The following is a 25435-nucleotide window of genomic DNA, read 5'->3' as shown; positions in this document are numbered from 1 at the left end:
TACTTATGTGGCTACGCCCTATATACATTTTGAAAAATGAATGTTACAGAAGTTTCATTTTATAGGCCAAAAGTAAAATTGCCTATATTTAACCGGTTATGATAAAATCAAAATGGAAGTATGCCGAATGAAAATAAGTATGAAAACAATAAAAGGAGCTTTGAAATGAAAGTTCGTAAAGCAATTATACCAGCAGCAGGACTAGGCACGCGATTTTTACCAGCAACAAAGGCGCAGCCGAAAGAAATGCTGCCTATTGTGGATAAACCAACGATTCAATACATTGTGGAAGAGGCTGTAGAATCAGGAATTGAAGATATAATTATTGTGTCCGGAAGAGGAAAACGGGCGATCGAGGATCATTTTGATATTTCTTATGAGCTTGAAGAAAAGCTCGAGCAAAAAGGGAAGACGGAAATGCTTGAAATGGTTCGGTCCATTTCAAATTTGGCCAACATCCATTACATAAGACAAAAGGAACCAAAAGGACTTGGACATGCGATTTCTGTTGCCAGCAGGTTTGTTGGTGATGAGCCTTTTGCTGTCTTATTGGGTGATGACATTGTGCAGGCGGATACTCCATGTTTAAAACAGCTTATACAAACGTTTGATCAGCATCAATCTTCCATTGTAGGAGTTCAGGGTGTATCCGATGAAGAAGTATCCAAATATGGGGTTGTTGAACCTCTGGATGGGGAAGATTTAGGTCCCAATACCATTGGTGTAAAATCCTTTGTGGAAAAGCCCCCTGTTGAGGAAGCCCCTTCAAATTTAGCGATTATGGGGAGATATATCCTGACACCTGAAATTTTTGATATTTTGGAAGACCTTCCTCCTGGCAAAGGGAATGAGGTTCAATTGACAGATGCCATTCAGATTCTTAACGAAAGTCAGAAGGTACTGGCGTATAATTTCTCAGGGAAACGTTATGATATTGGAAATAAATTAGGCTTTATGAAAGCGTCGATTGATTTTGCATTGTCACGTAATGACTTAAAAGAAGATGTAGCAGACTATTTAAAACAGAAACTAAATGATTTTTGAATTTCAATAAGGGAAGGTTTTTCACATGAATATAGCTGTGATTGGTACAGGTTATGTTGGTCTGGTCACCGGTGTGTGTCTTGCTGAAATAGGACATCAGGTAACCTGTATTGACATTGATGAAAATAAAATTGAGGCCTTAAAAAATGGAAAGTCACCTATTTATGAAAATGGCTTAGAAGAACTTTTGGAGAAGAACATTGCCAAAGAGACGGTACGGTTTACAACAGACTATGAGGAAGGTTTAGAAGCAAAAGAAGCGGTTTATATTGGCGTGGGTACCCCTCAGGCAGAGGATGGCTCAGCAGATTTAACCTTTATAAATGCAGCTTGTGACAGCATTGCTAAGCACTTGAAAAATGATGCTATTGTAGTAACAAAAAGTACGGTGCCGATTGGAACTAATGAACATATTAAAAACAGAATTACTGAAAACCTGACTCAGAATATCTCCATTGAAATAGTATCCAACCCTGAATTCCTTCGTCAGGGCTCAGCGGTTTTTGATACGTTTAATGGTGACAGGATTGTAATTGGCTCGGATAATGAGGAAGCATTAAAGGCAATTGAAGACGTCAATAAGCCTTTTAATATTCCGATTGTGAAAACCGATTTACGCAGTGCAGAAATGATTAAATATGCTGCGAATGCCTTCTTGGCCACGAAAATCAGCTTTATCAATGAAATCGCCAATCTCTGTGACAGAATGGGTGCCAATGTAGAAAACGTGGCAGAAGGAATAGGTATGGATAAGCGTATCGGCAACAGCTTCCTGAATGCAGGCATCGGTTACGGGGGATCATGCTTCCCTAAAGATACCAACGCACTGGTTTCGATTGGTCGCAATGTGGATTATGAAATGCCAATCCTCCAAAGTGTGGTGGAAGTCAATGAGCAGCAGAAGAAAGTGATTATAGACAAAATGCTGCAAAGGTTTGGAGACCTGTCGGGCAAAACGGTAGCTCTATTAGGGCTGTCATTTAAACCGAATACGGATGACATGCGGGAAGCACCATCGATTCCTTTATCTAAGGATCTGGTTGAACGAGGGGTTAACATTCAAGCATACGATCCCGTAGCCATGGAAAACGCGAAAAAAGTCTTACCAAAAGATGTTGCCTACATGGATAGTATCGATGAAGCAGTAAAGTCTGCTGATTTTGCGGTTATTTTAACGGATTGGAAGGAAATCAAAGAGTATCCAATGGAAAAATATAAACAAAACCTTAATCAGCCGGTCTTATTTGATGGTCGGAATTGTTTTGCTCTTAATAAGGTGAAAGAAGCGGGACTTGAGTATTATTCCATTGGACGACCATAAAAATGATATTCCAAGGTGAAAGTTCCTTTTGTCTTTGATGAAAGGAGCTTTCATTTTGTTCAATGTAAAAGAAATTGATTTATAAACAGGCATTATTTATAATAAATGCACCCCTTATATGATAGTTACGTATTCGAATGATATAGAGCAAAGCAGCACCATCAGGCATGAGTTTCCGAATAGGTGAAGGTAATGGAGGAGTAAGATGTCCGTTAAAACAATGATCAATCAATTTAAGCAAAGTACCTTTCTGAAAAAATTAATGGAATCGTTTTTTGGGAGAATATCTTATTTAGTATTTACGATGCTCTTCTCATTACTATGTACCCGTTTGTATGGGGTTGAAACCTTTGGCGTTTATACATATGCATTTACAATTGTTACGTTATTAATGATTCCGGCAAAGGCCGGACTTGACAATGGATTAATGTACTCCATTCCCAAAAATAAATTTAAACATGTTTCCTTTAGTTTTCTTGTAAACTTTATAATGGCTTTTGGCTTGTCATTAATCGCCGGTTTTATTATCAATGAACCCTATATTTGGTTCACCTTACCTCTTATATGGTTAGCCTCAGCAGAGCAACTGTTTTTTGCCTTATACCGGTCAGAAGGTAAAATTAAGGAATACTATTTCATTAATGGCTTTGTAGCTATTCTGCTACGGGTGGCATTCGTTGTCGCATGTTATTTTTTTATCGGACAAAACGAATACAGTATAGCCATTGCTGTTTACATTTCCTTTATTATCGCGAATATCATATATATTTTTCATCAGAGGGATAAGTTTCAGGGGATTCATAAGGACTGGGGATATTTAAAATATTCCTTTCCCTTGATTTTTGCTACGTTGATGTCAACCATCATTAATAAAGTGGATATTATTATGCTGGGAAATATGGCAACCAGTAAAGAAGTGGGGATATACCAGATCACCTTTCAGATCTCCAGTACCATTTCTCTGTTTCTATTTGTGTTTAACACTGTATTTGCGCCAAGAATCTCCAACCTGTTTCACCAGGAGAAAATGGATGAATTAAGGTCTATTTACATTAAATCAACGAGAATTCTGGCTTTATTTGCCTTTGCCTATTTCTGTCTGTTATACATCTTTGACGATTTCGTCTTATGGGTATTCGGAGAGGAAGTTGTTGAAGGTCAATTCGCTCTGTTATTACGGAACATTGCACAATTCTTTAACGTAGCAGTAGGCAGCGTATGGATTATGCTGTCCATGACTGGAAAACCTAAGTTTCAAATGTATGCAAACTTTGTAGCGGCTGCAGTAAACGTCGTCTTAAACTACTTGTTAATCCCTGAATACGGGATGAATGGAGCAGCTTTTGCGAGTATGATAGCCATTATGCTGACAAATACCATTGGCTATATTGTCGTCTCAAGAAGATTCCAGGTAAAGGTTTATAAATTCTTTTAATATAGAACCTAATTTAACAATGTTAAAGGGGAAAACAGTATGAAAAGCAGGATTCAAAAGACAGTCAAAAAGCATTACGGAAATCATCCTTCTTTGTATACGATGTACGATTGGTCAACCGATCTGAAAAATATCCTGAAGAGATCGCACAAAATCAATCATAGTGAACACTTTAATCCATTCTTTATTGTTGGATCCGGGCGATCAGGGAATACACTGTTTCGCAGCATGCTCTCCCAGAAGGATGAAATTGTCATACCACCGGAAAGCTTTGTGCTGGGCGAGGCCATTCGAAAATATAAAATGTACCGCTATATGGAATGGGAAGACCTTTGTGGGGTCTTTTGTGCGGTGTTTGAACGTCATCATGGGTTTCCGCGCTGGGGCATGGATATTCGTGAATTCTATAAGGAAGCCATTAAAATTGAGAGGAAAAATCGTAATTTAGAGTTTCTCATCCATAGTTTTTACAGCTTTTACGGGCGGGAAAATAAAGAAACTTTTACGAGATGGGGAGACAAGACTCCCATAAACACCTTCTCCCTAAAGCTTATCGATAAGGTTTTCCCTGATAGTCAATTTATTCATATGATTCGTGACGCCAGAGATGTAGTCAGCTCCTACATCAAGGCAGGTCTTTATCAGGATGCAGAGGGAGCCAGTCAACGGTGGATTAATAGTATAAATACGGCTCAGAAATTCGGGAAGAAAGTTGGATCCAATCGTTATATGGAAGTTTACTATGAAGAGCTGGTCCGTAATCCGGAGCCTGTTCTCAGACAGGTTTGTGAATTTCTTGGAATTGAATTTGAAGAATCCATGCTGCATCACGTAGAAGGTGTGGATCAGTTAAAGGATACCCGTCTTTCACACCATACCAATTTATATAAACCGGTGAATCCAAGCTCAATTGGAAAGTGGAAGAAAAACTTAAGTGAAGAACAACAGCAAGTCGTGGAACAGTACTGCAGGGAGCTCATGGAGAATATGGGGTATACCTGGGGTCAGTCCCCAACTGCTTTAGAGAACTAAAGGATGTGCCCAGGGAGAAGCACCACTCCCCAAGGCACATATCCATGTGATGATAAATGGAAGACCTAAGTCATAAAAACGACTTAGGTCTTTTCATATATATCAGAAATCAAAATTCATATCCATATTCTTTCATTTTGGTACCGCATATATCCTCAATACGCTTGAGGTTTTTCTCTCCGAAGAATTCCTTCTTATTTACCTTTCGATTCCCTGCAGGCTGATATTGTATGTCCACCTTGCTGGAAATGTCGTTGAGAACCGGTAAATCCAGCTGTTCAGCTAATTTTTTTATCGAACCTTCCTTGTCAGCTATGAAATCCTCATACTTAATTAAAATGAAATCTTCCTTGTTTTGCTCATAAATTTCGATGCACTTTAACCAGCGATAAGCCATCCATTCGATATAATTATCTCCCGGCATTCCCAGCCATCTGCTGTCAATGACACGCTTCCAGTTGACAGGGGCCTTTTTCCATTCAGTCGGAAATGTCTCTGCCAAGTCTTCCACATTACCAGGCAGATCGACGCGGTTTAAAATGCTTCTTAGATTATCGCGGGGGTCTCTGACAATAAAGACATTTGTATTTGTTTCAAAATAGGATTTGATGTCATCATACAGAAAAGTTAAAGAAGGCTCCTTAATAATCTCTTTGGAGAAATCATATTTATTTTTTTTCACAAACTCAGGGAAGGTAATTTCTTGTTTATGTAATTTTGTTTGGTTAGGCTCGTAAATTCCTACTAAATCAATGGTAACCGACTTATTGGTGAGCTCAGCTAATAAAGCACCTATGGCAGAGGTACCACTTTTCTGGTTCCCTAAAACGAATAACGGACTTGGATTAATTGTGGCCTGCTTATTTAACTTTTGTCTTTCTATATTTCGGGGGATATGATAAATTTTTCTTAATAGGTTTTTCATGGATTTAACTCCTTACATCGTTATTCCACTTTATTGTATCAAAAAAATATATGTGAAGGAACATAATGTACATATGGATTTTCATTGTTCGTAAAACTGGTATAATAAACATGTTAAGGTGCATTCCATAACAAGTCTGTATAATCCGGTTAACTGAGCAAATAAATACAAATAAATGTATTAAGGAGAGTAGCACGTTGAGTATAAAAGAATTCATTATAAATATAAGCAAGCCCATTCTTACACCGATTACCCGTTTTGTTCTAAAGCGCCACTATCAGGCATCCAGGCCTTTAACAGAAGTAGGGAAAGCTCGAAAAGTTCTTGTTTTAGCCCCTCATATGGATGATGAGACAATCGGTGCGGGTGGTACTTTGCATAAACATACTCAAACAGGTGCTGAGGTCTACTGTGTATTCGTAACAGATGGATCAAACAGTGTCAGTGATTTAGATAAAACAGAATTAACAGCTGCAAGAAAAAATGAGATTAACCAGGTGCAGGGGATTATTGGGTTTAAAGATGTGTATTATATGGATTTACCAGACGGAAAGGTCAAAAGTAATAATGAATCTCAGGAGAAATTAAAATCTATAATTGAAAAAATTCAGCCAGACTTAATCTATTGTACCCCATTTGTCGATGCACATCCTGACCATGTAGCTACCGGTGAGATTCTATCTGATACTTTACGACAAATGAATTATTCATGTATGGTTCGGCTTTACGAAATTAATTGCCCCATCCCGCCTGATGAAATTAATTGTATTATTGATATTTCCGATACGCTAAAATATAAAAAGCAGGCCATCGATGTTTTCAGTTCTCAGGCGATTGCATTCGATGGATTTATCGAACTGAATTATATAAAAACAGAATTAGCGGCAACTGCTAGCATAACAGCGGTTGAAGGCTTTTTGGAATTAGATTCCTCTTCATACTACCGACAGTTTTCGCGTTTAAAAGAAGAAGGATATGATTATACGAAATTATTTAAACAGGCAAACCGGACAGCTACTTTGCTATGGGCAGTATATCAAAATTACAAATTAAAAAAGCAAATATATCAGAAGCGCTTGAATTAATATAGGATCAATCAAGCATTATGTATTTCTTGGAGGACCGAGCAAAAGATGGGTAAAGAAAAAAGAGTTTTAGTTCTAAGTAACATGTATCCGGGAAAGATTAGTCAAACATTCGGCATCTTCGTCAAAAACCAGGTGGAAGCCATTAAAGACAGAGGGATGGATCTTGATGTTGTCGCTGTACATGATCCGCGGATGGGCAAACCATTTGTCCTTAAGAAATACTTGTTATGGCTCATCCGTATCCTCCTCGTTTTCCTGACCAAAGGACGTCGTTATGACCTCGTGCATGCCCACTATGTATTCCCGAGTGGGCTCTTTGCATTATGGTTCAAGAAAAGGTTTGGCACGAAAATTGTCGTAACGGCACATGGCGGGGATATTGATAAAATGTCCAAAAAAGGCGGTTTCTTCTTTAAGAAAACCAAGCAGATTTTACAGGAGGCTGACTATGTAGTTGCGGTTGGAGAAAATCTGCGCAGGGATATTACAGAAACCTTTGAAGTGGATGAGAACAAAACAGCCGTCATCAATATGGGGGTCAATCGTCAGGTATTCCAGCCGATGGATAAAGGCCAGGCAAAGGATGCAGTTGGACTCTCCCAGGAGAAATTTTCCTTATTGTTTGTCGGGAACCTCATAAAGCAAAAAGGTTTACTGGAGCTGCTTGAGGCCTATAAAAGCCTGAAACAAACTAATCCTCATCTGGAGCTGCACTTAATGGGGCCGGTGAAAAATGAGGAATTCATGAATGAAATGAAGCACAAGATTCATGAGGAAGCTATGAAGGAGGTCCATATCCATCCGCCTAAAGATCAGGCCGAGGTTGCCACTTGGATGGCGGCAGCTGATGTATTTGTGCTTCCATCCCATATGGAAGGCTTTGGATTAGTAGCCCTGGAAGCCATGTCCTGTCACACTCCTGTTGTGGGGAGCGATGTCGGGGGCTTAACCTACCTCTTGCAGGATGCAGGGGTGCCGTTTGAGCCGAAGAATGCCGCATCCCTGGCTGACGCCGTCGAAAAGGTAATGAATAGCGAGGAATTACGCGCTACACTGATCGAAAACGGTGAAAGAAAAGCCTGGGAAAATGACCAGGAAAAACTGCTTGATAACCTTATGGACATATATGACCGCATAGGAGGAAAAGCACAATGAAAAAGAAGAAAAAGCTGCTTCTTATTTCATCCATAGGGGGCCACTTAACCCAATTATTACAATTAGAGTCCCTGTTTAAACAATATGATTATCATATCGTAACGGAGAAATCAGCCATCACGAAACAGCTCGGAGAAAAGTATCCGATGTCGTTTTTGGTCTATGGGGCACGAAATTATCCGTTTCGCTACATATTTAAATTTTCTTATAACATTATAAAGTCCTTGTTTATTTTTCTCCGCGAACGGCCTGACATCATTATTACAACCGGTGTGCATACAGCGGTGCCAATGTGTTACATCGCAAAGCTGTTTCGCAAAAAGGTTGTATTTATCGAAAGCTTTGCTAAATCGTCCAGTCCAACGATGGCAGGAAAAATGGTTTACCCCATTGCGGACTTATTTATTGTCCAGTGGGAATCCATGAAGGACGTTTATCCGAATGCCGTCTACGGGGGGTCAATCTATTGATTTTTGTGATTTTAGGAACCCATGAACTTCCCTTTACCAGACTCCTCGATGAGATGGAACGACTTAAGCAATCCGGTCTGGTGGATGATGAGATTATCGTTCAGAATGGGAATACAAGATATAGCAGTGAACATATGAAGCTGATTCCATTTATGAGCTATGATGAAATGGAAAGATTATTTGAGCAGGCCCGATTGATTATTACTCACGCAGGGACTGGATCTGTGACGACAGGTCTGAAGAAAGGCAAAAAAGTTATCGCTGCCGCCCGCCTGCAGAAATACGGAGAGCATAATGATGATCACCAGCTGGAGCTTGTGGATGTGTTTGAGAAGCAGGGACATATCCTGAGCTGGAGTGAAGGGGAAAGCCTGGAGGATGTGATTGAACAGGCGGAGCATTTTGAGCCGAAGCCGTTTCATTCCGGGAAGGACCGGATGCTGAAGATTTTGCATGATTTTATTGAGGAAAACTAGTTACAATACATGATATAATATTCTTTAGTTTGTAAAACTGATGAACTCAGAGTATTTAGAGGAGGTAAAACCATGACAATAGAAGCACATGGAGGCGTACTTGTAAATCGTGAATTGGAAGGAAAGGAAAGAGAAGAGGCTTTAAAAGAGGCAGAGTCACTCAAGACGTTAACACTTTCTCCCTGGGCCATTTCTGACCTGGAGTTAATTGGAATTGGAGGGTTCAGTCCTCTCACAGGTTTTATGGGCTCCAAAGACTATGAAAGTGTTGTCGAAAATACTCGTTTAGCTGATGGAACCGTCTGGAGTATCCCGATCACGCTATCCGTAAGCACAGAGGAAGCAGAATCCTTCCAGACAAGCGAAAAAATCGCCCTTAAAGGGGAGGATGGTTACATATACGGCACTCTCCAGCTGGAGGAAAAGTATACGTACGATAAAAAGCGGGAGGCACAAAACGTATACGGCACCACTGATGAAGAGCATGCGGGAGTGAAAAAGCTGTACGAGCGTGGCGATGTATACTTAGCAGGTCCGGTTACCTTGTTAAATCGCCCAGATCATGGTAGTTTCACCAACTTCTATATGGATCCAAGTGAGACCCGTCAAATGTTTGCCGATCTTGGCTGGAATACGGTTGTTGGCTTCCAGACCCGTAACCCTGTACACAGAGCTCACGAATATATTCAAAAGTGTGCACTGGAAGCCGTGGATGGTCTGCTGCTTAACCCGCTGGTAGGGGAAACCAAATCTGATGATATTCCAGCTGATGTACGTATGGAAAGCTATCAGGTGATTTTGAAAAACTACTACCCTGAAGATCGTACACGCCTGGTCATTTATCCTGCAGCGATGCGCTATGCCGGGCCTAAAGAAGCAATCCTGCATGCGATTGTCCGTAAAAACTATGGCTGTACCCACTTCATTGTCGGCCGTGATCACGCTGGTGTAGGCGATTATTATGGCACTTATGAAGCTCAGGAGTTTATCAGCCAATTTGAAGATGAGCTGGGCATTACCATTTTCAAATTTGAGCATGCCTTCTACTGCACGAAATGTGAAAACATGGCAACGGCAAAAACCTGCCCACATGATAAAGAGAATCATGTCCATCTAAGTGGTACAAAGGTTCGCGGATTGCTTCGCAATGGAGAAAAGCCACCAAAAGAATTCTCTCGTCCGGAAGTTGCTGAGGTATTGATTAAAGGGATGAAAGAATAAAAGGGGCACGTATGCATGACTTTTGAAATGATATTTGTTCTGGTCATGGTTGTGGCCATGTTGGCAGGGCTGCTTTTTGAAGTAGCCCGTCCTGACATGGTGATTTTTTCTGTTCTGGTTATTTTCTTAATCACAGGAATACTGGATACACAGGAGGCATTATCAGGCTTTGCCAATCAAGGTATGCTGACGATTGCTTTACTGTTTATTGTGGCAGGTGCGGTGCAGAAAAGCGGCCTAGTTGATCAGTTTATGAAATCATGGCTCAACCGGAGCAAAACCAAAAACGGATCGATGCTGCGTCTGCTCGTTCCATCATCTTTTTTCTCTGCTTTTTTAAACAATACACCCATTGTTGTGACGTTTACCCCATTAATCAAAAAATGGTGTGATGAACACAAAATTGCCCCTTCAAAATTTTTAATTCCCTTATCCTATGTCACCATTTTAGGCGGAACGATTACGCTAATGGGAACTTCGACTAACCTTGTTGTTCACGGGGAACTGCTGAACAGAGGGCTTGAAGGGTTTTCCTTCTTTCAGTTAGCTGTTGTTGGTGTGCCCATTGCACTTATAGGTATTATCTACCTCATGACGGTAGGACATAAACTACTACCGGAGCATAAAGGGATTCAACAGCAGGTACAGGAGGAATCCAGAGAATACATTGCTGAGCTTGTGGTCGGACAGGATTTCCCTAATATCAACCGCAGTGTTCAGCAGGCCGGACTAAGGGAGCTTGAAGGCTTATACTTAATAGAAATTATTCGCGGCAAGGATCATATATCACCTGTGCGTTCCACAACGGTGATTCAGGCTGGGGACCGTCTCATTTTCGCCGGACTGATTTCGACACTTGCTGAATTGCAGAAGAAAAAAGGCCTGTACATTGAAACAGGAACCAATATCGAAATTGATGATTTACGGGATGGAACCTCACAGTTGGTGGAAGTGGTGGTGTCCCATCAATCATCATTATTGTCCAAATCCATTAAGCAATCCCGCTTCCGCTCCAAATATGACGCAGGGGTGATTGCGGTTCACCGTAACAACGAGCGGATTCACAGCAAAATCGGGGAAATTGTCTTAAAACCAGGAGACACCTTATTACTGCTTGCTGGTCCTGATTTTATTCAGAACTATCATCAGTCGAATGATTTTTATGTGGTTTCCTCTTTGGATACACCGAAATCCCTAAGTGAGGATCCGAAAAAAGGCTGGTTCTCTATTACCGTATTACTTGCGATGATTGTGTTGGTGGCCCTTGGTGTTGTATCCATGTTCAAGGCCATGGCACTTGCGGTCTTTATCTTTTTAGTCACAAGGATTATTACACCAGAGGAAGCAAAAGGATACGTCCAATTTAATGTGCTGCTGATCATTGCCAGTTCTTTTGGCATAGGGGTGGCGATGACAAAAACAGACCTGGCGCAGCTTATCGCGGACAAGCTTATGGCAATAGGACAGCCTCTCGGATTTTTTGGAATCATTCTCGTTCTTTACTTACTCACCAATATTTTTACCGAATTAATTACAAACAGTGCTGCCGCGGTGTTAATGGTTGGAATTGGCCTGGAAATGGCGGACAAACTACAGGTAGATCCGATGGGATTTGCGGTCACCGTTGCCATTTCAGCCTCAGCCAGCTTCATCACGCCCATTGGCTATCAGACGAATACGATTGTCTATGGACCGGGAGGCTACCGGTTTATCGATTATATAAAGATAGGTGCACCATTAAGTATTATCGTGATGCTTACGACCGTAAGTATTGTAAATTTTGTATGGTTTTAGGAGGTTAAAACAATGGCAAAATCAGAAAACATTGTCTGGCATGATTCAAAGGTTACAAAGGAAGAACGACAGAAGCTGAATGGACATAAGAGTGCGGTGTTATGGTTTACCGGACTATCCGGGTCCGGGAAGTCCACGGTATCTGTTGAACTGGAGAAGGAATTGTATAAACAAGGCGTTCACACCTATCGATTAGACGGGGATAACGTTCGTCATGGGTTAAATAAAAACCTCGGCTTCAGCCCTGAGGACCGTAAAGAGAACATCCGCCGCATCGGTGAGGTAGCCAAGCTGATGGTTGATGCAGGCCTGTTTACACTGACAGCATTCATTTCTCCTTACCGTGAGGACAGGGATGCTGTGAGGGAACTGCTTGATGATGGTGAATTTATTGAAGTATTTGTGAAGGCCAGTGTAGAAGCCTGCGAAGCCCGTGATCCAAAGGGACTCTATAAAAAGGCACGAGCAGGAGAAATCAAAGGATTCACTGGAATTGATGCTCCGTATGAAGAACCAGGGAATCCGGAAATCACTGTCGAAACCGATCAGCAGTCCCTGGAAGAATCCGTGCAGCAGATTGTAGACTACCTGAAAGAGAATGGCTATCTCTAAGTGGGACAGGGGGACAGGTTCCCTGTCCCACCCATCAGCGGGACGAGGAACCTGTCCCTCCGTCCCCGTCCCCGCCAAAGAGAAAGGATGATTCAAAATGGCTGATTTACTGCAGTTAACACGCATTTCCCTAAAAGCAGGACAGGAAATTATGGATGTTTATGAGCAGGAATATACGGTAGAGGTGAAGGACGATGATTCCCCTCTAACCATTGCTGACCAACGCTCCCACCAGACAATTGTGAATGGGTTGGAAGCTGCCTATCCTGAAATTCCAATCTTAAGTGAAGAGGGCGCGGAAATTCCCTATCAGGAAAGAAAGGACTGGAAGCAGTTTTGGCTGGTGGACCCCCTGGATGGAACGAAGGAATTCATTAAGAAAAATGGCGAGTTCACCGTCAATATTGCCCTTATTGAAGGGAAATATCCGACTATGGGTGTGATTTATGCACCTGCACTGGATACGCTTTACTTTGGTAAGAAGGATCTTGGCGGCTATAAGCTGGAGGACGTTTCCAAGACAGAATTACAGAGCGAAGAGGATCTGATTCAAAAGAGTCAGCAGCTCCCGCTTACAACCTATTCAGATGTCACCCATGTTGTCGCCAGCCGCTCCCATATGTCCGAGGATACAGAAGCTTTCATTGATTCTCTCAAAGAGGACAACAAAACTGTGGATGTTGTGTCAGCGGGAAGCTCCCTGAAATTTTGCCTCGTAGCTGAAGGGAAGGCTGATTATTATCCACGCTACGCCCCAACGATGGAATGGGATACAGGGGCAGGACAGGCCATTGTGGAAGCAGCCGGTGGTAAGGTCATTCGACATGAAGATGAAGAGCGGTTTTATTATAATCGCGAGAATTTGAAGAATGGCTGGTTTTTGGTTTATAGGTAAGAGGATTTATTTACCTTCCTTAAATTTAAAAAGTGTTTTATCAAACAAAGCCCAAACCATATGAAATGGTCTGGGCTTTTTATAGATGTCCATTATTCAACTTTAATAAAGTCTTCCCTAGCTTCCGCATTTTCCATCAACTCCACAAAACTCTGATGAAATCGGTACTCTTTGAAAGTAGGTACAGCAAAATATACTCCCTGTGCATGGTTGGGAGTGATACGATTCATAAAATGTTTATAGGTTTCATCCTCGGCAAAATAAGGTCTAAAATGAACCTTTATATACTGAAGATCGGGCCGGACATATCGGGCGTGAATATTTTCAAACGCAACGATGCTGTCTTCAGGGAGATTATTGTACATTTCTTCAACCTCAGATATGGTTTCCTGATAGGTTGGAGTCGCATCCTGAAGAGAAGTAAAGCTTTTGTAACCAATATTAAACAGACAGGCTGCTCCAAGTATCACAATAAGGGTACTGCGCCATCTTCTCCATGCTTCTTCCTTCACCTGAGCGATCCATCCGACTAAAAATAACCAGACCATTAGTGTTGTTGGAGCTAAGAGTCTGAACCCCAACGGATCGAAATAAGCACTCCATCTCATATAAACAATCACGATAAAGTAAACCATTCCTGTAAATAAGAACAGAAAAGGAATATGGTACTGCTGAATTTGAAATAAGGACTTGATATGCTTCCAGCGAATAAAGATAAATACTGACAGAAGAACGAAAATCAGACTTTCCTGCATAAATATATTGGAATCAGTGGAGAAAATGTTCATTTCGCCCATAATCCCTTCATAAAGCATGTATAGAAATTCAGCAGGAGTCTCGATGGATGGAACACGCTCCATCCCGGTCATTAAACCTGTGTCTGCATAATTTTTTAATAGATATAAACCAGCGAGCACTAGTGGAATAGATCCGGCAAACCAGCAAATCACCATGTTCCGCCATTGCTTTTTAAACAGATAATAGAAGCCTAATAAACCGACAATTCCGGCACCGATCAGTCCAATATAGCGCATTAGAAACATAAAAAGAGCGGCAAGCATCATATGGATGCCGTACTTATACTGTTGGGTTTCCACAAAGTGAATCGCCAAATCATCCCAAAGAAAAAAGGGACCTCTGACCAGGTGTAGGAAAAATCCACAGTAAATGTACTAATGAAAAAAATCATGACGACAACTGGCGCACGGGCCTTAAACAAACGTTTGATTAACACAAACGAAAGACCCAGCATAATAAGATTTACAAGCTTGGAAGCCCAAAACACACTGATTCCTGTCAGGAAAGATATCCCTGCAATAAGCACGGGATAACCCACCGGCCAGGTAGCAAAATATGTACTTATATCCGGAACATAGGAAGGTGTAGTCATTCCATTTCCGTGTAATAAATTCAGTGCCATTTGCAGATAATGCGCAGAATCTGAGCTGACATAGCCATCCTGATTCAAGTAGGATTGGCTAAGAATAAAAAGGCTCAGCAGGAGATAGATAGCCAGCATACTTGTATTTGTTTTTGTAAATATTGATTTTAGCTGTATCCCCAACTACATCCACCCCCACCATTGAAATACGTAATAAAGGATAAGACTGACCAGTAGACCAACCACTAATCCGCCGATAATTTCTGTAAGGCTGTGACCCATTCGCTCACGCAGCTTCTTTCCACTATCATCTGAATGGAGGCGATTGATAATGAATGCCTGTTTTCCAACGGCAATTCTAAGGCCTGTTGCATCAAGAATGACGATAAATAATACGGTCACAGCCAATCCGAAAACAGGGGAGAGAAATCCTTCCCCCAGACCAATTAAAAAGGCAGTGGAAGAAACCGTTGCTGTGTGTGTACTTGGGAAGCCACCATTACCGGTATGCTGCCGGGCATCTTTTCCAAATTTAAAATAATGGATTAAGAATTTCAGAGAACCGGAAGCCAGCCAACCGGCAAAGGGTGCTAAAAAATACGGCATATGAACTCTCTCCTTATTGAAACATCATGAACTCTCTTTTTTCGATCGCAATGATTTGAAGGTATCAGATGCGAAAAAGACAATGATACCAATACCTACACCAAACCATAAAGTCACAAATCGGATAATCAGGGCGATACTCACGGCCAGACTACCGGTAATACCAAAATAGATGAGAAGCCCTGTAATACTTCCTTCTGCCGCTCCCAATCCGCCCGGAATCATCGATAGAGCACCTGCCAGTGTCCCGAGACTGAAGGTCAGGATGCTTTGAACCAGCGAGAACTCCTGTGAGAAGGCGGCTACTACAACATATAAACTGATGCATTCCAGCAGCCAGGCCAGAAAGCTGATAAAAAAGCTTGAGCTTAACAGAGGAAAGCGCAGCAGATAATAAACCTGCTGGTAGAAGTTTAATAGACTCTTTCTGAAGCGGCGCAGCTTATCCGGCTTCGTCAACAGATTGATGGTTTGCTTAATAAAACCTTCCCTGCGTACCACGACAAAGAAAAAAATTAAGAGCACAACAAAAATAAGAAAAGAAGTGGCGCCAAAGGGATACGCAAACAAGCCGATTCCAAGCAGGGCCGCCATCGCGATAAGGTCTGTCAATCGATCAAAAAAGACAATTGAAATCGACACTGGGTAAGGAACATCGGCTTTTTGCTGTAATAAATAAGATTTAATCAGTTCTCCTGCCTTCCCTGGAGTTATGGACATCATCAGGCCAATAAAAAACACCGTTGTATTATATTTCAAGGGGATAGAATAACCTGACCACTTGAAAAAAAGATGCCATTTACACAGTCGTAACAAGTAACTTCCTAATGTTAAGAGAAAAGCTGTGAGCAAATACCCAACAGGAATGGCACGAATATGACTGGTGACCTGTTGCAAATCGGTGAAGAACAGAAAAGCAGCCGTCACGATAATCCCCGCGATTACACCTAGGATAAGCTTGGAGACCAGATTAGATAAAGGCTGATTCACGGATTCTTTCATTATATATCGGTCCGTTTAAAGATTATTTCCGGAATCAGCTTAATAATACCCATGATGATAAACCAGAACCATGGGGTATAAACAACATCCCTTCGTTTAACCAGTCCATTTTGAATATCAGTAGCCACTTTGTTCGGATCAGCGAGCAGCTTAGAGTTTTCGACAACACCATAAGTCATCTTCGTATCCACCATCCCCGGCTTAACGGTCAGTACTTGTACTCCTGATGCATGGAGACGGTTGCGCAATCCCTGCAGATATACACTCAATCCAGCCTTTGTTGATCCATAGATATAATTGCTCTTCCGTCCCCGATCCCCGGCTACAGAAGAAACAGCACAGATAAACCCACGCTTCATTTCCTCAAAATAGTTCGCTGCTATGTTAAGAATTGAAACCGCGGATGTATAATTCACATCAATCATATTGCGGGCTGCTGAAAAGTCGTTTTCTGCTTGCTTTTGATCAGTCATTGCCCCATACATGAGGACCACTCCGTGAATATCCCCAGCCTCCTCAATAACCTCAGAAAAAAAGGTTTCGTGCTGATCAAAATTCAAGGCATCAAAGGACTTCAAAATAACGGATGCTGAATAGCGGATTTCCAAGTCCTGTTTTAAGGGTTTTAACTCCTCTGTATTTCTTGCCGTCAGTACAAAGTTCATGTTGCTGCGAGCTGCTAATTTGCGAACAGTAGCCTGTGCAATCGTTGATGTAGCACCTAATATTAAAATTGTGCGCATATACGCAACCTCCTATCTTAATGTTGAAGTGGATTTGTAGAGGATTAATCGGTAAGTCCTAACCTGCGACTCATAGACGAACGAAAAACCCCTTTAGGATCCACTTGCTGTTTAACGTTCAGGAATTCCTCCCAGCGTGGATACATTTGCTTAAAGGTCTCCTCATCCAGGCTGGCATCCTTAGCCAGATATACACGCCCACCGTGGGCAAGAACAATTTCATCCAATTCTTTTAAGAAAGGAAACAGTCCTTTTTTGTTCGGAATATCCAACGCTAACGTATATCCCTCCATCGGGAAGGACAGCATTCCATGATTAGCTTGTCCGGAACTCTTCAAAACCGCTAAAAAGGATGAGCGTTTGTCCGAGCTTAACCGTTCAAGCAGCTTGCGGATTCCTTCCTTAGGCTGCTGGTCTTTAGGAAAGACAGCCTGATATTGAACAAACCCGTTTCTTCCATATAGCTTATTCCAATCATCTATCGCATCCAATGGGTGGAAGAACGATGTTAAATCCTCCAGCTTAGATTCATCTTTAAATGAGGAATAATAAAGTTGATTAAATGCGGATATGCTCCAGTAATTAAGAGCCATTCCCGGTGCATGAACCGGCATTTTTAATGGAAACTTATTGGGTAAGGCATAAGGATCCTGCACGTTCATCGGCAAGTCGCTTTGTTTGGCGTGATCGCCGCGCATTAACACGGAACGGCCAAGGGATGAGCCTGAACTTAGGCAGTCAATCCAGGCGACGGAGTACTTATAGTTTTGATCATTTTCGATAAACTTATCGAAAGCCTCATCTAAATGGCCTGCCTTCTCATAGGTCACATTAATAAAGGCACTTTCGACGGGTATGAGGCTAATCGTGGCACGAAGGATGATCCCTGTTAATCCAATGCCACCGACCGTTGCCCAAAACACTTCCGAATTCTCTTCACGGCTACACGTCATAACCTCTCCACTTCCGGTTAATAAGTCAAAAGAGGTCACAAATTCAGAAAAGCAGCCATCCACATGATGATTTTTCCCATGGACGTCATTGGCAATCGCCCCTCCGACCGTAACCAGTTTTGTGCCCGGGGTAACAGGAAGAAAATAGCCCCTGGGCAAAAATACATCAATAATATCACTCAATGTAACACCAGCTTCACAGGTGAGAAGCCTCTGATCCTCATCAAAATGCAGAAAATGATTAAGCTGCTCCAGGCGAATAACCCCCTGGTCCTTATTAAGAGCTGTATCTGCATAGCTGCGGCCAAGACCGTAAGCAATGTGAGAAAAATCCTGAGTGCCTTCTATAATATCGTGAATATCTGTTTCATTTTCCGGACGGTATACAAAGCATGATTCAACCGGATAATTCCCCCAGCCTGATATCTTCTTCTTTACTGGTTTTGTCACCTTCATCAAGTCCTTTCTCTCATTACGTTATGAAAAATAAGTAAGAATAACAATCACACTCATGGTATATAAAATAACTGTGGCTAGAATATGCTTGTCTTCTAATAAGATTTTCTCCGGTGCACCTCCCAGTTTCTTAATATGGATTAAATAAAGATAGCGAAAAATCCCATAGATCACAAAGGGGATTGTCCACATTAAATAAGGAGAGTTTCTGGATGTAAATGTAAAAACTGCATAGCTTACAATGGTCGCAGATGAAACAATACTAATTAACTGGTCTAAAAAGGGCAAAGAGTAATTCTCCAGAACCTTACGATGGGACTTGTTTTCCTCCATGGATAACACCAGCTCATGCCGGCGTTTTCCGATAGCAAGAAACAGGGACAGAAGCATCGCACATAATAAGAACCATGGTGTAAAGGGAACCTCAATAATTACAGCCCCGCCAATAGCCCTTAATACAAAACCAAAGGCAATGATCATCATATCTATAATAACCACATGTTTAAGGTACAGGCTGTACATTATATTTGTGACAAAATAGACGATTAATATAAGGAAGAAAATCGGATTTACAATAAAAGAAGTACTGAGTGAGCCGAGTAGCAGTACCGCCCCAATACCCAAAGCAAGCTTAGGCTTCAGTAAACCGGAAGCCATGGGCCGGTATCTCTTTACAGGATGATTGCGATCCGACTCAATGTCTTTATAATCATTAAAGATATAGATACTGCTCGCTGTTAAACTATACGCAAAAAAACTGAATACCGATAGAAGGAGAGCATTTATGTTCCCATACTCCTGAGCAAAGAGTAATGCTGAAAATAAAAGCACGTTTTTGGACCATTGCTGTGGTCTCAGCTGTTTCCAGATTAGGTATATGGTTGACGTTGATTTCAAAGACATCTCCCCATTTTAAAACAAATTTCGCCATTTATTATAGCACATAAGAATATATTTGTAGTTATCATAATGGTGGGGATGACCTAATAAGTTAGTATTAGTGAAAAAATCATATATCCTTGCTTATTTCTCCCATTATATTATTAGTTTGAACAGGTGGTAAAAGACGTAATGCCATTAACAGTAAAATACACATCTGAGATTCTACAGGTATAGTGGACTGAAAGCATGGTTCACTATACCTTGTTATGTGTAATTTTGATTCTTTTCCGACAGAAGGCGTTTGGTTCTGTGTAGGAGGTTTAACTAATGCCGGCATCATAATACAGGTTTCAGTTAACCATTAGAGAGTGAGAGGAGGAATGGAAAGTAACAGCACATTTCATAAATAAAATTTGTGTATCATGCACATAACCCCGGACTTACGGTGAATTTAATTCCATTTGGTAAAAAAAACCTATCGGAGGTGATATTACCAGTAAATTTACCACATTGTTACACTTGAAAATAAACTGAAATCTAGTACAATAGTAATTGTCCTAGAAAAGAGGTTCGCCTTTCAAACAGCCAACTTTGCAGGAAATTGGATTTATTGGTGATTATTGTTGACAAATATTCTACTAATCTCTATACTATTTTAAGAACCAATTATTTCTAGGTTAGGAAAGCTATTTTCCTAGACTTACATACTAAACTGAATAGAAAGTAGTCTAGGTCCAAATAGACTAAATCAAGTAATTAAAGGGAGGATTACATTACATGTCAAACAAAAAGACTTATCGCAAGTTTGCTGCCTCATCCATCGCGGCAACAGCTGCAGTTGCAGCAATCGCTCCTGTAGCATCTGCGGCAACAGACGCAAGTGAATTCACTGATGTTCAACCAGGTGACTCTCACTATGATGGTGTGCAGTATGTTGTAGAAAAAGGGATCCAAGGTTATGAGGATGGATCTTACGGTGTAAAAGATTCCGTAACTCGTGAGCATGCAGCAATCTTTTTCGCTAAAGTACTAGGCTATGAAAACAATCTGCCAAGCGCATCTGATGTAAGTGACTATTTCTCTGATGTTTCTTCAGACCACACTTACGCAGATTACATTGCTGGTGCAGGAGAGCAAGGTGTATTCAAAGGTAACAGCAACGACGAATTCTCACCAGATCGTGCTCTAACTCGTGAACAAATGGCGTCTACAATCGTTAACGCATTTGGTCTTGAAGACAATGGAGCAGATGTAGATGTTAACCTTGAGAATGTACACCCAACTCATAAAACCAGTGTACAAATTCTAGCAAACCTAGGAATCACTAACCAATTAGATGATTTCCGTCCAGACGAAGAAGTAACTCGTGGACAATTTGCTACTTTCTTATATCAGACTAATCAAGTACTTAACGCTGAACCAAAAGTTGAGAGTGTAAGTGCGATTAACGCTAAGCAAATTGAAGTTCAGTTTAACCAAGCGGTAGACGGAGATACACTTTTTACTGATGCAGCAAGTGATGATTATTCCTTACTATCTTCTGCTATTTCAATTGAAGGTGACGCTGAAGCTGAATCTATTACGTTTTCTAATTTAGAAGGAAAATTAAGTGAGGACGAAAAAACACTCACAATAACTAATGCTGACGGTACAGAGTTTTTTGATGGGAAATATACTGTAACAGTTAATGATACAGTTAAAACAACTTCAGGTGATTCAATTGCACCATTTATTAATAACATTAATGTAGATGATGTAACTTCACCAGAAGTATCTGAAGTATCATATGATGCATCAACAGATAAAGTCACGGTAAAACTTTCTGAAGCTATTGACGGTACACCAGAAGTATTACGTGTAAATGGTAAGCCTGTTTCATTTGACACTGCAACAGCACCAATTACTGAATTAACATTTGATAGACCTGCATCTGTAGAAACTGGTTCAAATGCTACTCTATATATTGCTGGAGCGACCGACTATAATAGTAATTACTTAGAATCTTATAATGGTTCTGTGACATTTACAAAAGACACATCTGCTCTTGATGTTAGCTCCATAGAACAAGTCGATTCAGACTCCTTAAGAATTGTATTTAATAAAAAATTGGGTTCCATAAGCGCTGATGCAAAAACTGACCTTGGAAGTGCTCTAACAGTTATGAAAGACGGAGCAGCATTTGCTCCTGATAAAGTAAGAGTTACTCCTGGTGATACTACTGGAAAATCATTTGATATTGACTTCACGTCAGCTGACCTTTATGGAAATGATACAAGTCAAGATTTATCTCTTGTATTTGCTGATGATGGTTTAGTTGATGTTTATGGAAACAAAAATGATGCATCTTCTCACGATGTTACAATGACAAAAGATACAGTTGCTCCAACAGTATCTGGTGCAAGTGTATCTGATGATAACAAGACGATTACATTAGAATTTAGCGAAGGTGTAACTGTAGAAGAGAATTCACAATTTGTTGTACGCCGTGATGGTATAAATGTTTCAGGTTTATCTATTTCTTCAAACGAAGATGATAATACAAAAGTTGATGTAGAACTTTCTTCTGGTAATGCTTTTGAGGCAGGAACATACACTTTCCGTTTAGAAAGTGGAGCAGTTGCTGACTTAGTTGAAAATAACAAAAATGCATTAGCAACTACTAGTGTAAGCGTTGATGCTGAAGAATCAGAGGAACCTGAGTTAAACGCAACTGTTACAGGAACAACTCCAAATACATTTGAAATTGCTTATAAAGTTGATGGTTCTGGTGTAGAGCTAGATACAACATCTGCTCTTAATTTATCAAACTATAAATTAGATGGTGATGCATTACCAAGCAATGCAGACATCTACATTAAAGATGATAGTTCTAATAAGCACGTAGTTGTTATTGAATTGCCAGAGGGCAGTGTAAATATTGGAGATTCTTCAGGAACAAATGCCATTCTTTCAGTTTCTGGCGTAGAAGATGCTGATGGGAATGTAGTAACAGCAACATCAGATTCAGTTTTAGTTTCTGACAACACTCCTGCAACACTTCAAGGTGCTGAGCTAGTATCATCTAATATACTTAAACTCACGTTTAGTGAAAGTGTAGATGACACTACTTTTGATGTAAGTGATTTAACTCTTGAATCAACTAACGATACAATTGACTGGGATGGTAGTGGTTCTATACCTGATACAGTGTCAGCTGAAGCATCTGGTAATGAGTTAGTTCTTACAGTTACACCTTCGGAATCAAACTGGACAAATGTAGTAGATGGAAATGACCTTTCTGCTAAAATTGTTGATGTATCTGATGATGATGGATTGGCTGATTCTCTTAAAGATACAAATGATTACAATGTTAAAGCTGGAGATTCTGTTTCAGTAGAAAAATAAATATAAATTATTTCACATGAAATAATAGTTTGTAATAAGCAGGGGGAAGTTAATCTCCTTGCTTATTTTGTTATATGATAGTTAGATAGAATTTATCCATCTATAAGATGACACCTATCCCTGTCGCCTTCAAAAAGTCCATCCGTAACTAAAAGTAGTTAGTAATCTACCAAATTAGTAAAAGTTTAATGCTGAAATACGGTAAAAGAAGGGGAAATCTCCAGAAACGTTTCGTATGAGGCCTTCATTAAGGAAGGCAAAATATAAAAAATGGCATGACAAATAAGCCTTTTAAATTCCGGTTTTTAAAAAGGCTTGGATAGTTAAAATATTCAATTAGGCTGTGCTGGCAATTTAAGCAACTCTATTATACTTATGGTAAAGTCCATTCAGTATAGGAGTTGCTTTTAATTTTATATTCTCCGCATCTATAGGTATATATTCAGGTGATGGAACTGGTGTTTTATCGTTGATTCCTTGGTGTGTGCGTTCTGTATTGTAATATTGATCAATGTATTCCTTTAATAAACGCTCCAGATGGTTTTCGTTTAATGGAATAATATGATCAAGCAGTTCTCGTCGCAACGTACCATTCACTCTTTCTGCATAGGGATTTTGCCACGGTGAATGGAAGGAAGTTCCTTTTGATTGAATTCCAGAAGCTCTTAGAAATGCTTGAAATTCCTTTGAACGAAAGACAGGATCATTGTCATGTATTAAGTATTTTGGTTTTTGATCAAAAGGAGTAGCATTACGAAATTGTTGCTTCAGCCATTCAGCATTTGGATTTTTTGTTACAGCATAATGAATGATTTTGCGTGTTTTATGATGGATAATCACTAACACATAAAGAACCTCAAACTTTAAAGTAGGAATCGTCAAAAAGTCAGTCCCCCAAATTTCACTCTGATGATTATTCAAAAATGTTTTCCATGATTGTATTTGTTTTTGAGTAGGCGATTTGCGGGTATCTGGGAAGTATTTTGCAATAGTGTTCGGTGCTGGAGGACTTTTCAAACCTAAAATTTTTAGTTTTTCATGAATCTTTTCAGGTGATAGTAACGGATTTTCCTTATGTACGCGTTCTATAAGATTTATTGTGTCACGAGATATTTGTGGTCTTCCTTTTTTCTGTGATTTTTTTGCCCAATAAACGGAAAAAGCTGTACGATGCCATTTTATAATCGTATCCGGTTTAAACATGCGTTGGATTGATTTCCAGTCTGGTAAATACTTTGAAAGCAAGACCCAAAGCTGTCTAAAGGCAGGAGATGATTTAGGTTTCGGTAGATTATGAGTTTCATAGTGATGTTCGTAAAGAGATAATTGGCTTCTTAGTGCAATTACTTCCATTCTAAGTTTATAATTTGATGTTAAACAGAGTCTAAAGAAATCTAGTAAATAACGTAACCAATCTTTAAGGTATTGATACAAAGCTTTGCCATTAAGATTAAACATTCGACATCACTCCGCATTTTTTGAATATTATTTTAGCTTATTTTAAAGAATTTAACAACGCTGCTCAAACCATCTGATTCTTGGTTTCTATAGTTTCTCTCACAATGATATAATGAAAGAATAGTAGAACGTATAAAGGAGATTCTTTGATGAGTTATGGATTTGAATTACAAGATATCATGGACTTCGATGATTTAGCTGATTGGTTGGAGGATCATATAAATAAAATCGGACAAGAACTAGGTTTTGGTAAAGTACCTAAGAGTCTAAAGGGTGACATTGAGAAAGTAATGAAGGAAACCTTAAAGGATGAAATAAAGGAATACGGTTGGACAGGTGACGAGGAATTGCCATCGATTCTAAGTATTAATATGTTCCATTCTGTGTTTGCTACATTTAACAAGAATCTCTACTCCATCTGGTTTAGAAGAAACGTTGAAGAACTAGAGCCAGATAGTCCATTTATGTCTGAGTCAGTCTCAGTTGCAATGGATGAAATAAAGGAACAGTATGAAGAGGAAGGTGTAGAACTAACGAATAAATTACTTATTCAAGAATTAAAGCGAGGACTTCATGTAAGATTATTTGATATGGTGCAGTCGTTAGAATACACCCTAGAACACGAATCAAATGTCGCTTCCATCAAACCAAATGGATTTAGAGCAACTGATGAGGTAGTAGGTGAAATGGAAAAAGTCATGGAGCAAGCAATGCAAGTAGAGAAACAAGTGAATGGATTAATACAATCTATTGAGAATTTGGATTATAGCACAACGATAGATAGCTAATTGGTTATAGAACATTTTTTCCAGTTTATATAAGCTAGTGAATGCTTCTAAAGTCTCCATAACGAGTGAGGAAAAATTAATAGACATTAGTGTGAACGATTGCCTATTGTTGAAGACAATGAGGTTACACGTATCGTTGCGAGCAGGTCTCAGCATTTATTAAAAAATTAGAAGCAAAGCATGGAACGGTAGAAGTTGTTTCATCAGGAAGTTCTCTCAAGTTTTGTTTAGTTGCAGAAGGAAGAGCAGATTATTACCCAAGATATGCGCCGACAATGGAATGGGAAACTGGGCTGGACAAGCCATTGTTGAAG

23 protein-coding genes are annotated in these 25435 nt (G+C 40.1%); 14 read left to right on the top strand and 9 right to left on the bottom strand.

The features are described from left to right. The first annotated feature begins 165 nt into the window (after nucleotides 1-165). The 4 genes from galU (at nucleotide 166) to ABD006_RS05290 (ending at nucleotide 4832) form a co-directional block, all read left to right on the top strand. Complete coding sequence (gene galU, locus ABD006_RS05305; protein ID WP_343838443.1) at nucleotides 166-1044, top strand: UTP--glucose-1-phosphate uridylyltransferase GalU; 879 nt, start codon at nucleotides 166-168, stop codon at nucleotides 1042-1044. Between the two features lie 25 nt (nucleotides 1045-1069). Then, a complete protein-coding gene (locus ABD006_RS05300) occupies nucleotides 1070-2365 on the top strand; it encodes a UDP-glucose dehydrogenase family protein (RefSeq protein WP_343838442.1) in 1296 nt (431 codons plus the stop codon). Nucleotides 2366-2570: 205 nt separating this feature from the next. Further along, nucleotides 2571-3800 (top strand): flippase, encoded by a 1230-nt coding sequence (locus tag ABD006_RS05295; protein WP_343838440.1) that lies wholly within the window; start codon nucleotides 2571-2573, stop codon nucleotides 3798-3800. A gap of 39 nt (nucleotides 3801-3839) precedes the next feature. Then, nucleotides 3840-4832: a sulfotransferase family protein gene (locus ABD006_RS05290; protein ID WP_343838438.1), complete on the top strand. Its 993-nt coding sequence runs from the start codon at nucleotides 3840-3842 to the stop codon at nucleotides 4830-4832. Nucleotides 4833-4941: 109 nt separating this feature from the next. Here the strand turns inward: ABD006_RS05290 and ABD006_RS05285 are convergent, their stop codons facing one another. Next, the gene (locus ABD006_RS05285) at nucleotides 4942-5757 is read right to left on the bottom strand and encodes a sulfotransferase domain-containing protein (RefSeq protein ID WP_343838436.1); all 816 of its coding nucleotides are present in this window, start codon (nucleotides 5755-5757) and stop codon (nucleotides 4942-4944) included. 197 nt (nucleotides 5758-5954) lie between these two features. Between ABD006_RS05285 and ABD006_RS05280 the strand changes: the two genes are divergently transcribed. The 8 genes from ABD006_RS05280 (at nucleotide 5955) to cysQ (ending at nucleotide 13468) form a co-directional block, all read left to right on the top strand. Next, nucleotides 5955-6842, top strand: a complete 888-nt coding sequence (locus tag ABD006_RS05280) for a PIG-L deacetylase family protein (RefSeq protein WP_343838434.1) — start codon at nucleotides 5955-5957, stop codon at nucleotides 6840-6842. Between the two features lie 48 nt (nucleotides 6843-6890). Further along, nucleotides 6891-8000 (top strand): glycosyltransferase, encoded by a 1110-nt coding sequence (locus tag ABD006_RS05275; RefSeq protein WP_343838432.1) that lies wholly within the window; start codon nucleotides 6891-6893, stop codon nucleotides 7998-8000. Continuing rightward, the gene (pssD, locus tag ABD006_RS05270) at nucleotides 7997-8470 is read left to right on the top strand and encodes a PssD/Cps14F family polysaccharide biosynthesis glycosyltransferase (RefSeq protein WP_343838430.1); all 474 of its coding nucleotides are present in this window, start codon (nucleotides 7997-7999) and stop codon (nucleotides 8468-8470) included. Before ABD006_RS05275 ends, pssD begins: the two co-directional genes overlap by 4 nt. 5 nt (nucleotides 8471-8475) lie before the next feature. Next, nucleotides 8476-8946 (top strand): PssE/Cps14G family polysaccharide biosynthesis glycosyltransferase, encoded by a 471-nt coding sequence (gene pssE, locus ABD006_RS05265; protein ID WP_343839015.1) that lies wholly within the window; start codon nucleotides 8476-8478, stop codon nucleotides 8944-8946. Nucleotides 8947-9018: 72 nt separating this feature from the next. Continuing rightward, nucleotides 9019-10167, top strand: coding sequence for a sulfate adenylyltransferase (sat, locus tag ABD006_RS05260; RefSeq protein WP_343838428.1), 1149 nt, complete (start codon nucleotides 9019-9021; stop codon nucleotides 10165-10167). 15 nt (nucleotides 10168-10182) lie between these two features. After that, complete coding sequence (locus tag ABD006_RS05255) at nucleotides 10183-11961, top strand: SLC13 family permease (RefSeq protein ID WP_343838426.1); 1779 nt, start codon at nucleotides 10183-10185, stop codon at nucleotides 11959-11961. A gap of 12 nt (nucleotides 11962-11973) precedes the next feature. Continuing rightward, entirely contained in the window at nucleotides 11974-12573 is a 600-nt protein-coding gene (gene cysC, locus ABD006_RS05250; protein ID WP_343838424.1) for an adenylyl-sulfate kinase, read from the top strand. Between the two features lie 97 nt (nucleotides 12574-12670). After that, nucleotides 12671-13468 (top strand): 3'(2'),5'-bisphosphate nucleotidase CysQ, encoded by a 798-nt coding sequence (cysQ, locus tag ABD006_RS05245; protein ID WP_343838422.1) that lies wholly within the window; start codon nucleotides 12671-12673, stop codon nucleotides 13466-13468. A 92-nt stretch (nucleotides 13469-13560) separates the two neighbouring features. On the opposite strand, the gene ABD006_RS05240 is transcribed toward cysQ, so the two are convergent. Genes ABD006_RS05240 through ABD006_RS05210 form a run of 7 tightly spaced genes read right to left on the bottom strand, consistent with a single transcriptional unit; the run spans nucleotide 13561 to nucleotide 19512 of the window. Continuing rightward, nucleotides 13561-14580, bottom strand: a complete 1020-nt coding sequence (locus ABD006_RS05240; protein WP_343838420.1) for a hypothetical protein — start codon at nucleotides 14578-14580, stop codon at nucleotides 13561-13563. Continuing rightward, nucleotides 14529-15032 (bottom strand): hypothetical protein, encoded by a 504-nt coding sequence (locus tag ABD006_RS05235; RefSeq protein WP_343838418.1) that lies wholly within the window; start codon nucleotides 15030-15032, stop codon nucleotides 14529-14531. Before ABD006_RS05235 ends, ABD006_RS05240 begins: the two co-directional genes overlap by 52 nt. Next, nucleotides 15033-15455: a divergent PAP2 family protein gene (locus tag ABD006_RS05230; protein ID WP_343838417.1), complete on the bottom strand. Its 423-nt coding sequence runs from the start codon at nucleotides 15453-15455 to the stop codon at nucleotides 15033-15035. 24 nt (nucleotides 15456-15479) lie between these two features. Continuing rightward, the gene (locus tag ABD006_RS05225) at nucleotides 15480-16457 is read right to left on the bottom strand and encodes a lysylphosphatidylglycerol synthase transmembrane domain-containing protein (RefSeq protein ID WP_343838416.1); all 978 of its coding nucleotides are present in this window, start codon (nucleotides 16455-16457) and stop codon (nucleotides 15480-15482) included. Beyond that, on the bottom strand, nucleotides 16457-17200 hold the full coding sequence (locus ABD006_RS05220) for an SDR family oxidoreductase (RefSeq protein WP_343838415.1): 744 nt from the start codon (nucleotides 17198-17200) through the stop codon (nucleotides 16457-16459). Before ABD006_RS05220 ends, ABD006_RS05225 begins: the two co-directional genes overlap by 1 nt. A gap of 44 nt (nucleotides 17201-17244) precedes the next feature. Then, the gene (locus ABD006_RS05215) at nucleotides 17245-18603 is read right to left on the bottom strand and encodes an FAD-binding oxidoreductase (RefSeq protein ID WP_343838413.1); all 1359 of its coding nucleotides are present in this window, start codon (nucleotides 18601-18603) and stop codon (nucleotides 17245-17247) included. Between the two features lie 27 nt (nucleotides 18604-18630). Beyond that, nucleotides 18631-19512 (bottom strand): decaprenyl-phosphate phosphoribosyltransferase, encoded by an 882-nt coding sequence (locus ABD006_RS05210; protein ID WP_343838411.1) that lies wholly within the window; start codon nucleotides 19510-19512, stop codon nucleotides 18631-18633. A 756-nt stretch (nucleotides 19513-20268) separates the two neighbouring features. Between ABD006_RS05210 and ABD006_RS05205 the strand changes: the two genes are divergently transcribed. Then, nucleotides 20269-22875, top strand: coding sequence for an S-layer homology domain-containing protein (locus ABD006_RS05205; RefSeq protein WP_343838409.1), 2607 nt, complete (start codon nucleotides 20269-20271; stop codon nucleotides 22873-22875). Between the two features lie 354 nt (nucleotides 22876-23229). Here the strand turns inward: ABD006_RS05205 and ABD006_RS05200 are convergent, their stop codons facing one another. Next, nucleotides 23230-24333, bottom strand: a complete 1104-nt coding sequence (locus ABD006_RS05200; protein ID WP_343838407.1) for an integrase core domain-containing protein — start codon at nucleotides 24331-24333, stop codon at nucleotides 23230-23232. Between the two features lie 149 nt (nucleotides 24334-24482). Here ABD006_RS05200 and ABD006_RS05195 point away from each other — a divergent pair, with 149 nt between their 5' ends. After that, entirely contained in the window at nucleotides 24483-25121 is a 639-nt protein-coding gene (locus tag ABD006_RS05195) for a hypothetical protein (RefSeq protein WP_343838405.1), read from the top strand. Nucleotides 25122-25435: the final 314 nt, after the last annotated feature.

The sequence above is a fragment of the Salinibacillus aidingensis genome (genome assembly GCF_039522525.1).
In the GTDB taxonomy this organism is placed as follows: domain Bacteria; phylum Bacillota; class Bacilli; order Bacillales; family Alkalibacillaceae; genus Salinibacillus; species Salinibacillus aidingensis.
Note: the sequence above shows the minus strand (reverse complement) of the source record. Positions and strands in the feature narration are given on the sequence as shown.